Annotated in this window: 9 protein-coding genes; 4 read left to right on the forward strand and 5 right to left on the reverse strand. The window is 69.0% G+C overall.

Annotated elements, in window-relative coordinates; all coding sequences use genetic code 11:
- Positions 1 to 57 precede the first annotated feature (57 nt).
- Together NK718_RS12680 and NK718_RS12685 are read left to right on the forward strand one after the other, a co-directional pair.
- A complete protein-coding gene (locus tag NK718_RS12680) occupies positions 58 to 2,145 on the forward strand; it encodes a molybdopterin-containing oxidoreductase family protein (RefSeq protein ID WP_254742720.1) in 2,088 nt (695 codons plus the stop codon).
- Positions 2,146 to 2,202: 57 nt separating this feature from the next.
- Positions 2,203 to 2,553: a hypothetical protein gene (locus tag NK718_RS12685; protein WP_254742723.1), complete on the forward strand. Its 351-nt coding sequence runs from the start codon at positions 2,203 to 2,205 to the stop codon at positions 2,551 to 2,553.
- Here the strand turns inward: NK718_RS12685 and NK718_RS12690 are convergent.
- Positions 2,537 to 3,103 (reverse strand): dihydrofolate reductase family protein, encoded by a 567-nt coding sequence (locus NK718_RS12690; RefSeq protein WP_254742725.1) that lies wholly within the window; start codon positions 3,101 to 3,103, stop codon positions 2,537 to 2,539. The two genes, NK718_RS12685 and NK718_RS12690, sit on opposite strands and share 17 nt — an antisense overlap.
- A 110-nt stretch (positions 3,104 to 3,213) precedes the next feature.
- Between NK718_RS12690 and xth the strand changes: the two genes are divergently transcribed.
- The gene (gene xth / locus NK718_RS12695; RefSeq protein WP_254742728.1) at positions 3,214 to 3,999 is read left to right on the forward strand and encodes an exodeoxyribonuclease III; all 786 of its coding nucleotides are present in this window, start codon (positions 3,214 to 3,216) and stop codon (positions 3,997 to 3,999) included.
- An 18-nt stretch (positions 4,000 to 4,017) separates the two neighbouring features.
- Here the strand turns inward: xth and NK718_RS12700 are convergent, their stop codons facing one another.
- Positions 4,018 to 4,866 carry a tetratricopeptide repeat protein gene (locus NK718_RS12700; protein WP_254742731.1) on the reverse strand — a complete coding sequence of 283 codons (849 nt, stop codon included), beginning with the start codon at positions 4,864 to 4,866 and terminating at the stop codon, positions 4,018 to 4,020.
- Between the two features lie 485 nt (positions 4,867 to 5,351).
- On the opposite strand from NK718_RS12700, the gene recG reads away from it, so the two are divergent.
- Entirely contained in the window at positions 5,352 to 7,454 is a 2,103-nt protein-coding gene (recG, locus tag NK718_RS12705; protein ID WP_254742734.1) for an ATP-dependent DNA helicase RecG, read from the forward strand.
- Between the two features lie 6 nt (positions 7,455 to 7,460).
- Here the strand turns inward: recG and NK718_RS12710 are convergent, their stop codons facing one another.
- The 3 genes from NK718_RS12710 to glmU all read right to left on the reverse strand — a co-directional run bounded on the left by NK718_RS12710 (position 7,461) and on the right by glmU (position 11,737).
- Positions 7,461 to 8,159: a DUF502 domain-containing protein gene (locus NK718_RS12710; protein WP_254742738.1), complete on the reverse strand. Its 699-nt coding sequence runs from the start codon at positions 8,157 to 8,159 to the stop codon at positions 7,461 to 7,463.
- A gap of 168 nt (positions 8,160 to 8,327) precedes the next feature.
- A complete protein-coding gene (gene glmS / locus NK718_RS12715) occupies positions 8,328 to 10,154 on the reverse strand; it encodes a glutamine--fructose-6-phosphate transaminase (isomerizing) (RefSeq protein ID WP_254742741.1) in 1,827 nt (608 codons plus the stop codon).
- 215 nt (positions 10,155 to 10,369) lie between these two features.
- Positions 10,370 to 11,737, reverse strand: a complete 1,368-nt coding sequence (gene glmU, locus NK718_RS12720) for a bifunctional UDP-N-acetylglucosamine diphosphorylase/glucosamine-1-phosphate N-acetyltransferase GlmU (protein ID WP_254742744.1) — start codon at positions 11,735 to 11,737, stop codon at positions 10,370 to 10,372.
- Positions 11,738 to 11,975 lie beyond the last annotated feature (238 nt).

Raw genomic sequence — 11,975 nt, forward strand, 5'->3', positions numbered from 1 at the left:
CTCATGCTCGACACGCTGCGCGGGCCGCCCCATGATGAAGCGCTCCGAGACACGCCCATGAACGTCCCCTCCCCCGTCATCCGCAAGCCGTCGGCCTGCCCTCACGACTGCCCCTCGACCTGTTCGCTGGAAGTCGAGGTTCTCGGCGGCAACCGTATCGGCCGCGTGTACGGGGCGGAGGACCAGACCTACACCGCCGGCGTGATCTGCGCGAAAGTGGCGCGCTACGCCGAGCGCATTCACCACCCCGACCGGCTGCTGCATCCGCTCCTGCGCACCGGGCCGAAGGGCTCCGGCCAGTTCACCCGGATTTCCTGGGACGAGGCCCTCGACCGCGTCGCGGACGGCTTCCTGAAGGCGGAGCACGAGTTCGGCTCGCAATCCGTCTGGCCCTATTACTATGCCGGGACGATGGGACTGGTGATGCGGGACGGCATCAACCGCCTGACCCACGCCAAGCGCTATTCGCGCTTCTACTCCACCATCTGCGTCAATCTGGCGTGGCCCGGCTATATCGCCGGCACCGGCAAGCTGGCCGGGCCCGACCCGCGCGAAATGGCCAAGGCGGACTGCGTGGTGATCTGGGGCACCAACGCCGTCGCGACGCAGGTCAACGTGATGACCCACGCGACCCGCGCCCGCAAGGAGCGCGGCGCCAAGATCGTCGTCATCGACGTCTATCGGAACGCGACGATGAAGCAGGCCGACATGGGCCTGTGCCTGCGTCCCGGCACGGACGGCGCGCTCGCCTGCGCGGTGATGCACGTGCTGTTCCGCGAGGGACTCGCCGACCGCGCCTACATGGAGCGCTACACCGACGCGCCCGCCGACCTGGAAGAGCACCTGCGCACCCGCACTCCGGAATGGGCGTCCGCCATCACGGGCCTGTCCGTGGCTGAAATCGAGGCCTTCGCGCGTCTCGTCGGCACGACGAAGCGGACGTTCTTCCGCCTCGGCTATGGCTTCTCGCGCCAGCGCAACGGCGCAGTGAACATGCACGCCGCCTCCTGCATCGCCGCCGTCACGGGCGCATGGCAGTACGAGGGGGGCGGCGCGTTCCACAACAACGGCGCGATCTACCACTGGCGCAAGAGCCTGATCGAGGGGCTCGACGTGATGGACCCGTCGACGCGCCGGCTCGACCAGTCGCGGGTCGGACGCATCCTGACCGGCGACCGCGAGGCGCTGTTCGACGGGCCGCCCGTGAAGGCCATGCTGATCCAGAACACCAACCCCGCCTCGGTCGCGCCCGAGCAGGGTCTGGTCAAGAAGGGCTTCGCGCGCGACGACCTCTTCGTCTGCGTGCACGAGCAGTTCATGACCGAGACGGCGAAGCACGCCGACGTCGTGCTGCCCGCGACCATGTTCCTGGAGCACGACGACCTCTACCAGGGCGGCGGCCACCAGCACATCATGTTCGGGCCGAAGGCGATCGACCCGCCGGGGGATGCGCGCTCCAACCACGACGTCATCGCCGGCCTCGCCCGGCGCGTGGGAGCCGAGCATCGCGGCTTCGACATGTCTCCCCGCGAGATCATCGACTGGACGCTGCAGCACTCCGGCTGGGGCACGCTCGACAACCTCGAAGCGAAGAAGTGGATCGACGTGCAGCCGAGCTTCGAGGAGGCGCATTACCTGCGCGGCTTCGCGTGGAAGGACGGCAAGTTCCGCTTCAAGCCGGACTGGCCCAAGACGCCCTTCGCCAATAACGGGCCCATGGGTCCGATCGCGACGATTCCGAAGATGCCCGACCACTGGGCCGTGATCGAGGACGCCACGGAGGCCTACCCGTTCCGGCTCGCCACCAGCCCGGCGCGCAATTTCCTCAACTCCACCTTCACCGAGACGCCGACTTCGCGCGCCCGGGAGGAACGGCCGACCGTGCTCGTGCATCCCGCCGACGCGGCGGCCCTCGGCATCGCCGACGGCGACAAAGTGGCGCTCGAAAACGAGCGCGGGCGCGTGCGCCTGGCAGCCCGGCTGTTCGACGGCGTGCGGCGCGGCGTGCTGATCGCCGAGTCGGTGTGGCCCGACGCCGCCTACGAGGACGGCAAGGGCATCAACCACCTGACCGGCAGCGACGCGACCGCCCCGTTCGGCGGCGCGGCCTTTCATGACAATCATGTGAGCCTGACGAAGGATTGACGCCGCGCCCGCCCTGCCGAAACTGCGGAACCGGGATTCGACAGGGATTCGACAACGATGCGCGCCGTTCTGACTGCTGCCTGCCTTCTTCTCTCGACCGGCGTGGCCCTCGCCGGGGCGTCGTCGTCCAACTTCGCCAATCCCGCGCCGGACCCGGCGACCGCGACCATGCGCCGCTCGCAGGCCAAGGATTACGTGGCGGAGGGTTGCGAGAAGCAGTGGGCCAAGGAGAGCGGGTCCGCCGTCGCCAATCTGACGAGCGCCTGCCGCTGCTACGCGACCCGCACCGTGAACGCGCTCAGCAACAGCGAATTCGAATTCTTCCGCGCCAAGAGCTATTTCGACGACTCGGCGCGCGAAAAGGCGCTGAAGGCCATCGACGCCTGCAAGCTCAAGCGCCCGATCTGACGCGACGCCACACCGTCAGCGTCACCGGCCCGGCGGGATCGATGGTCTCCGCCGGCCCCGGGAGCAGGCCACGCCCGGCCAAAACGGCCTCGGCGGTGCGATTTGCCGACAGGCCCGAGAACAGCGTGCGCCCGTTTGGGATCGTCACGCCGTGCGCGCGGGTGAGATGGAACGCGTCGTAGCCGAGTTCGAGGAACAGGTCGAACACTCCCTGCCCGCCCGGCACCGCGATAATCCCGCCTTGCGGCGCGGCGCGCGCCAGCGCGTCGGCCCAGGAAAGCCGCGCCGGGTTCCACCACCAGGCGTCGGAGCGCCGCTCCAGCCCCGAGGAGCGCGACGACACCACCATGCGCGGCCGTTGCTTCGTGTTGGCGTGCGCCTCGTGCCCAAGCCGTCCGAGCACTACGAGGCTGGCCTTGTCGAGCTCGGCCTGGAAACGCCGCCAGTCCGCGTCGTTGCGCAGGCTGGCGGGCATCGCACCGGCGGCGTCGGCGATGCGGTCGTCCTCGGAGACGATGGCCAGGCCGACCACGGTGCAGGCTGCGGACACGGGGCGCTCCTTTCGTCCGCGCCGGCCTAGACCCTCCGCCGTCCACCCGCAAGCGGGTTCCCCTGCCGCCTGAATCTGATCTACTTTGCCGCCCCGCCCGGAGCCCGCCCATGCGTATCGCCACCTGGAACGTGAACTCGGTCAAGCAGCGCCTCGAACACCTCGTGGCGTGGCTGAAGGAGGCCCGCCCCGACATCGTCTGCCTGCAGGAGCTGAAGTGCCAGGACGAGGCGTTCCCGGCGCTGGAGATCGAGGCGCTGGGCTACAACGTCGCCACCCACGGGCAGAAGACGTTCAACGGCGTCGCGATCCTCTCGCTGCGGCCGTTCGACGAAGTCGTCCGCGGCCTTCCCGGCGACGACCAGGACGTCCAGTCGCGCTACATCGAGGCGGTGATCTCGCGCGAAGGCGGCGGGGTCGTGCGGGTCGCGTCGATCTACCTGCCGAACGGCAACCCGCCCGCCACCGAGAAATATCCGTATAAGCTGGCCTGGATGGACCGTCTCATCCGCCATGCGGAGGGTCTGCTGCGGCTCGAGGAGCCGCTGGTGCTCGCCGGCGACTACAACGTCATCCCGGAGCCGCGCGACGTCCACAATCCCGAGCTCTGGGTCGGCGACGCCCTCTATCTCCCGCGCACGCGCGCCAAGTTCCGGGAGTTGACGAATATCGGCCTCACCGACGCGCTGCGCGCCTGCGACGGGCGGGACGGCATCTACACGTTCTGGGACTATCAGGCCGGCGCGTGGCAGAAGAACAACGGCATCCGCATCGACCACCTGTTGCTGTCGCCCCAGGCGGCGGACCGGCTGTCCTGCTGCGAAGTCGACAAGCACGTGCGGGCCTGGGAAAAGCCGTCGGACCACGTTCCGGTGCGGATCGACCTCGCGCTGTAGCGCCGCGGCCGCGCGGCGTCAGGGCCGCTTCTTGATCTGCTGCTCGAGGAAGGCCAGCGCGGCCTGGCGGTCCGTATCGGCCGCCTCCTTGAACGCCTTGTCGTGCAGGTCGATGATCCAGCCGTCGCGATCGGGGTCGGCCGCGTCGCGTGCGATGGTGAGCCACATCAGGCCGCGCGCCCGCTGGCGCATGCCGCCCTCGCCGGTGAACAGCAGGTGCCCGAGCAGGGCCTGCGACGGTGCGTGCTGCTTCTCGGCCGCGAGGTTGAGCCAGCGCATGGCCTGGCGCAGATCCTTGCCGCCCCCGACGCCATCGAGATAGAGGCGCGCCAGGCTGTACTGGGCGTCCGGGTCGCCGAAATACGACGCCGCGTACTGGAACATTTCGCGCGCCCGCGCGCCGTTCGGCTTCACGTAGGTGTTCGGAATGCCGTCCAGATAATAGGAGCCGAGCGCGACGAAGGCGCTCGACACGAAGCGGGCGCTGGTCGAATCCGGGCTCTCGTCGGCATGCTCGTCGGCGATGCGCGAGAAGTTTTCGAACGCCTTGAGGTCGTCCTGCGGCACGCCGTCGCCGTTGGCGTACATGCGGCCAAGCTTCCAGCGCGCCAAAGCATGGCCCTGGCTGGCCGCGTATTCGAGCGCCTTGACGGCTCCCGCCTTGTGGCCGGCGTTATATTCCTCGATCCCCGCGCGGAACGCGTCGCGCGTGGACTTGAACGCGTCCATCGGCAACGTCGCGGAAGCGGGGGCGGACGACTTGCCGTCCAGCGCCAGCGCCTGCGTGGCGCACGCCATGGGAAGGACGGCGAGGATGAGGCCGCGGCCGAGGAGATCAGGAATGCGCATGACGGTGCATTTCAGCATCGGCGGGATCGCTGCGATCCGCCCGGCCGTCGGCGGCCGATGCGGACTGGGCCATCACGCCGGCGCCCCCCGTGCGGTCGTCCGTATGGCGCGACTTCAGGTCGAATTTGGGGCAGGCAGCGCCTGCGACGCCCGAAGTTGACTGAACACACCACGCCATGCCGCACAGACCCCTGAAGGCTTTCCACTGATGCCACGGCCCGCGTCCCGCGCAAGTCCCCGGAGGAAACGCCCATGGGCGTAGCGAACCAAGGGTTAACGCGAGGGGCGTGGTGAAAAATTGTAAGTTCTCAGTCACTTGCCTGACGGTGACGGTGCTGGCGGTTTGTGGCGGCAACGCGGCGTCAGCCGGGACTCGGCGTGGCGTGTGTTCATTCGTCCGCGATGTTGCGCGAAAGACACAAGCTTGGCCGTGGGCCGGATGCTTTGGCGACTGGACGAACCCTGTCGCATAGTGCCGTGCCCATGCCGCTGATTCCGGACCGATGCGACCCGCGCTCCTCAACCCGCTCTTCGCCAGCGTCGCGACGCTCCCCGGCGTCGGCCCCAAGGCCGCGGCCCATTTCGAGCGCCTGGTCGGCGAGGCCGGCAAGGGCGCGCGAGTCCTCGACCTGCTGTTCCACCTGCCCTACGCGGTCATCGACCGCAGCGCCCGCCCCCGCCTGTCCGAAGCCCTCCGCGACACGATCGTCACCGTCACCGTGCGCGTCGACGAGCATCGGCCCGCGCCGTCCGGCCGGTCGAAGGCGCCCTACCGCGTACTGTGTTCCGACGAGACCGGCGACCTGACGCTGATCTTCTTCGGCGGCGTCAGGCAGCGGCTGGAGAAGCTGCTCCCCATCGGCGAAATCCGCGTCGTTTCCGGCAAGCTGGAGACCTGGGACGGCCGACTCCAGATGGTGCATCCCGACCGCGTCCTCGACTTGCGCGCCGCCGAGACGATGGCCGCCTTCGAGCCGGTCTACGGACTTACGGAAGGGCTCTTCCCCGCCACGGTCGCCAGGGCGGCCGCCGCCGCGCTCGACCGGACGCCGACGCTCCCGGAGTGGCAGGATCCGTCCTGGCTGGCGCGGCAGCGCCTACCCTCGTTCGGGGACGCGTTGCGGACGCTGCACCAGCCGCGATCCGCCGACGATGTCGCGCCGCTCGGCCCGGCGCGAAAACGCCTCGCCTATGACGAAGTGCTCGCCAGCCAGCTCGCTCTCTTGCTGGTGCGCCAGCGCATGAAGAAGGCGGCCGGGCGGTCGCAGGCCGGCGACGGGCGCATCGTGTCGAAGCTGCTGGGGTCGCTGCCCTATTCGCTCACCGGCGCCCAGGCCCGGGCCGTCGAGGAGATCAAGGGCGACCTCGCCGCGCCCGAGCGGATGCTGCGGCTGCTGCAGGGAGATGTGGGGGCGGGAAAGACGGTCGTGGCCCTTCTGGCGTTGGCCAGCGTCGTCGAGGCGGGCCACCAGGGCGCTCTCATGGCGCCGACCGAAATCCTGGCCCGCCAGCATTACGATCGCCTGAAACCGCTTGCCGAGGCGGCCGGAATGCGCGTGGCCCTGCTCACAGGCCGAGACACGGGCGCCGCCCGCGAGAAGATCCTGGCGAGCGTGGCCGCCGGCCAGGTGGATATCGCCTTCGGAACGCACGCTCTGTTCCAGGAGGGCGTCGAGTTCCACGATCTCGGCCTGGCCGTGGTCGACGAGCAGCACCGTTTCGGCGTTCACCAGCGCCTCGCCCTGTCGCGCAAGGGAGAGGCGGTGGACGTGCTGGTGATGACCGCGACGCCAATCCCGCGCACTCTCGTCCTGTCCTATTTCGGCGACATGGACGTTTCGGTGCTGCGCGACAAGCCGGCCGGCCGCCAGCCCATCGACACCCGCGCCGTGTCGCTCGACAGGCTCGACGAAGTGGTGGACGCCGTCGGCCGCGCCGTCGAGGGCGGAGCGCGGGTCTACTGGGTCTGCCCGCTCGTGGAGGAGTCGGAAGAGCTCGACGTGGCCGCCGCCAGCGACCGGTTCGAAACGCTGCGCCGCCGCTTCGGAGAGCGAGTGGGCCTGGTCCACGGCAAGATGAAGGGGAAGGAAAAGGACGCCGCGATGGGCGCCTTCGCCCGAGGGGAGACGACCATCCTGGTCGCGACCACGGTCATCGAGGTCGGCGTCGACGTTCCCGAGGCGACGGTGATGGTCATCGAACATGCCGAGCGGTTCGGCCTCGCCCAGTTGCACCAGCTGCGCGGCCGCGTGGGGCGCGGCAGCGGGCGCTCGACGTGCCTCCTCCTCTACAAGTCCGGTCTCGGCGAGACCGCCCGCGCCCGGATCGACACCATGCGCCGCACCGAGGACGGGTTCGAGATCGCGGAAGAGGATCTGAAACTGCGGGGCGAAGGGGACGTGCTCGGCACGCGGCAGTCGGGCATGCCGGGGTTCAAGCTGGCGATTCCGGACATGCACGGCGAGCTGCTCCAGGCCGCTCGCGACGACGCCAGGTTGGTTCTGGAGCGCGACCCCGACCTCGTTTCCGAGCGCGGCCAGGCCTTGCGCGTCTTGCTCTACCTGTTTGAGCGGGACGAGGCGGCCCGGCTGATCCGCGCCGGCTGAGCGCCCTCAGCCCTGCTCGCGCACCGGCGTGATCGAGGTGCGCGGCGCGAGGCCCGGTCGCTTCGCCTCCGCCGCAAGGCCGGCGAGGCGCTTCTGCCCTTCCGGCTGGATGAGCCCCGCGGACATGATGAGCTTGGCCCCGTCCTCCACGGAGATCGAGAGTTCGATGACCTCCTTGCGAGGCAGGTAGAAAAAGAAGCCGGTGGTCGGGTTCGGGGTGCAGGGCAGGAACACCGCGACATGCTCGTCCGGTCCCGGCAGACGCTCCGCCATCTCGCCGGTCGGCGGCGTGGACATGAAGACGATGGACCACATCCCCTTGGTCGGGAACTGCACCAGCCCGACCGTTCGGAACGACGTGCCCGATTGCGAGAACACGGTCTCGAAGATCTGCTTCACGCTGCGATAGAGCCCGCGCACCACCGGCATGCGGCCCAGAAGCATCTCGCCGAAGTCGAGCATCGAACGCCCGACGAGGTTGGCGGTCAGGAAGCCGAGCAGCGTCAGTCCAAAAAGAGCGACGATCAGGCCGAAGCCCGGGATCGGGAAATCGAGATAGGTTTCCGGCAAATAGCGCGCCGGCACGAAGGGCTTCACCCATCCGTCGACGAGATTGATGAACCACCACGTGATGTAAGCCGTGATCGCCAGCGGGCCGGCGATGACGATGCCGGTGAGGAAATAGGCGCGCAGCCGATGGCTCATCGACCGCGTGGGTCGAAGGCTCTCCGGGGTGATGAACGCGGCGCCCGCGAGGGGGGCGTCGTCTCCCCCAGGTTCCTGTCCGCTCTTCATCGCAACCTTGTTCCGCTCACGTTGTCGCTTCGACGAAGGCGCAACAATGGCGGGTAACACCGCGCCGCGTCGAGAGGATTATTCAACCGTGACGGATTTGGCCAGGTTGCGCGGCTGGTCGACGTCCTGCCCGAGCACGACGGCGGTGTGATAAGCGAGGAGCTGGACGGGGACGGCGTACACGATCGGCGCGAAGTTCGGGGCCATGCGGGGCATCTCGATCGCCCGCAGATCGTCGACCCCCGCCTCCCCCACCGTCTCGCGGTCCGAGATCATGACGATGCGGCCGCCGCGCGCGGCGACCTCCTGCATGTTCGAGACGGTCTTCTCGAACAGCCCGTCGCGCGGGGCGATGACGATGACGGGCATCGTCTCGTCGATCAGCGCGATCGGCCCATGCTTCAGTTCGCCCGCGGCGTAGGCTTCGGCGTGGATATAGGAGATTTCCTTGAGCTTCAGCGCGCCTTCCAGCGCCATCGCGAAGCTCGTGCCGCGCCCGATATAGAGCACGTCCGACACCCGCGAAATGTCGCGCGCCAGCTCCTGGATGCGGTCCTCCGACTTGAGCGCCTCGGCGAGCAGGCCCGGAACCGCGATGAGTTCGCTGGCCAGCGCCTCGCCTTCGGCGGCGCTCAGTGCGCCTCGGGCCAGTCCGGCGGCGATGGCCAGGCAGGCCAACACGGTGAGCTGGCAGGTGAACGCCTTGGTGGAAGCGACGCCGATCTCGGGGCCGGCCAGCGTCGGGGCCACGACGTCGCTTTCGCGTGCGATCGACGATGTCGGCACGTTGACGACGGCCAGCACGTGCTGGCCTTGCTCCCGCGCGTAGCGCAGTCCGGCCAGCGTGTCGGCGGTCTCGCCGGACTGCGAAATGAACAGCGCCAGACCGTTTCGCGCCATCGGCGCCTCGCGGTAGCGGAACTCCGAGGCGACGTCGATGTCGACCGGCAGGCGGGCGTACCGCTCGAACCAGTATTTCGCGACCAGGCCCGCGTAGTAGGCCGTGCCGCAAGCGGAAATCGTGAGCCGCTCGAGCTTGGCCCAGTCGAACTTCGCCTCGAAAGGCAGCCGGATCTGGCCCGTCGCCATGTCGAGATAGTGGGCCAGCGTCCGCCCGACGACTTCCGGCTGTTCGTGGATCTCCTTCGCCATGAAGTGGCGGTACTCGCCCCGGTCGACGAGGAATGCGCCGGCGGCGGATTTCTGGCGCTTGCGCTTGACTGTCCTGTTCGCCGCGTCGCGGAAGCTCGCGCCCTTGCGCGACAGCACCACCCAGTCGCCGTCCTCAAGGTAAGTAATGGTGTCGGTGAACGGCGCCAAAGCGAGCGCGTCCGAACCGAGATACATCTCGCCATCGCCGTAACCGACCGCCAGCGGCGCGCCCTGCCTGGCGCCGATCAGCAAATCGTCCTCGCCGTCGAACAGGAACGCGAGGGCGAAGGCCCCGCGCAACTGCGGCAGGACAAGCGAAATGGCGGTTTCCGGGTCGGCGTTACGCGCCAGCTCACGGTCGACCAGCCGGGCCACCACCTCGGTGTCGGTTTCGGTCTCGAAGATGGCGCCCTCGGCTTCCAGCTTCTGCCGCAGCTCGCGGAAGTTCTCGATAATTCCGTTGTGAACCACGGCGAGCCGCTCGGTGGCGTGCGGATGGGCGTTGCGCTCGGTCGGCCGGCCATGCGTCGCCCAACGCGTGTGCCCGATGCCGGCGTGACCCTTCAGCGGCGCCTCGGCCAGCTTCGCCTCGAGGTTGCGCAGCTTCCCCTCGGCGCGACGGCGCGTCAGCCTGCCGTCCTCCAGCGTGGCGACGCCCGCCGAATCGTAGCCCCGGTATTCGAGACGCTTCAGGGCGTCCACGATGAGCGGCGCGACGGGGCTGGCCCCCAGAATTCCCACGATTCCGCACATGGCAGGACCCCCTCTTGTAATGCTCGCCCGCTACGGCAGGGCTCGTGACCATCCCGCCCGAGACGCGGGTTCGATGGGCAGGAAGATCGCGACTGGTCGTTAACTCTTTGTATTGCGGCGGCTTTCCGCCGATAAAGCCTTCGCTTCACTTTCCGATCTACGCAATCAGCAAGATTTCGGCCAATCACATTCGATGACACTCCGTGACAAGCTTGTCAGTCCCGCGCCTTCTTCGGCTGCCTCTCCCTGAACGACACCGCCCAGCCCTCCTTCACGACTTGCCGCCCCCGCCCCAGCGCCAGCGCGTCGGCCGGCACGTCGTCGGTGATGACGGAGCCGGACCCGACGAACGCGCCCGCGCCGACGCGAACCGGCGCGACGAGCGCGGAATTCGAGCCGATGAAGGCGTTGTCCCCGATCTCCGTCCTGAACTTGCGGAAGCCGTCGTAGTTGCAGGTGATCGTGCCCGCTCCGATATTCGCGTTCGCGCCGACGCTCGCGTCCCCGAGATAGGTGAGATGGCTCACCTTCGCCCCCGCGCCGATCTGCGCGCTCTTCACCTCGACGAAATTGCCGATCTTCGCCTTGGGACCGAGATCGGCGCCCGGGCGCAGACGGCCGAAGGGCCCGACCGTCGCGCCGGGGCCCACATGCGCGCCCTCCAGGTGAGAGAAGGAGTGAATGACGGCGCCGTCGTCCACCGTCACCCCGGGCCCGAAGACCACGTGGGGCTCGACCAGCACGTCGCGCCCGAGCCTGGTGTCGACCGACAAAAACACGGTCTCGGGCGCGACCAGCGTCGCGCCGCCGCGCATCGCCGCCGTGCGCAGCCGCCCTTGCAGGATCGCCTCGGCCTGGGCGAGCTGGACCCGGTCGTTGACGCCCATCACCTCGCTCTCGGGGGCGACCAGCGCGACGGCGGAAAGGCCCCTTCGGCGCGCCTCCTCGACGGCGTCGGTGAGGTAATACTCGCGCTGGGCGTTCGCGTTCCCGATGCCCTCCAGGAGCTCCAGCGCACCTTTTCCATCCAGCGCCATCAGGCCGGCGTTGCACAGCCTGACGCGGCGCTCCGCCTCGTCGGCATCCTTGTGCTCGCGGATGGCGACGAGCTGGCCGTCGCGCACCAGCATCCGGCCGTAGCCGGTGGGATCGGCGGCCTCGAAGGCGAGCGGCGCCACCGCCGCGCCCCGCGCCAGCGCCTCGCGCATGCGCCTGAAGGTCTCCGGCATGACGAGGGGGGTGTCGGCGAACACCACGAGCACGTCGTCGAACCCTTCCGCCAGCGAATCGCGGGCCGCCAGCACGGCGTGGGCGGTGCCGAGCCGCTCGCGCTGGACATGGATGCGGACCTGCGGGTCGACGCGCCGCGCCTCGGCGGCGACGTCGTCCCGGTCGGGGCCGACGACCACGGCCACCGCGTCCGCCCCGGAGTCCCGCACGGCTGAGACCACGTGCCAGAGCAGGCTGCGCCCACCGATCGCGTGCAGCACCTTCGGCACCTCGGACTTCATTCGCACGCCGCCGCCGGCGGCGAGGATGACGGCGAGACAGCGGCGCGCGGCGGCAGGGCGGGTTTCGGTCATGGTCGGCGGGTCCCGGATGGAAGGATCTCGCGCCGGTTCTAGCAGGCCCGGCGGTTCGGGCGAAAGCCGGGCGCACGCGGAACGCGTAGAGGCCTACCCGCCGCGAAATCGACACCCGCCTGCCACGCGCTCGGCGGAAACCGCCTCGCAACTGTGCCGGATGGCCGGATTCGCGTGACCCGGCCATCGAAATTGCCTCCCAATTAAGGGATTATGTGATAAAAGCTCGCCCGGCCTG

The organism is Alsobacter ponti (genome assembly GCF_024294805.1).
GTDB classification, from domain to species: Bacteria; Pseudomonadota; Alphaproteobacteria; order Rhizobiales; family Beijerinckiaceae; genus Alsobacter; species Alsobacter ponti.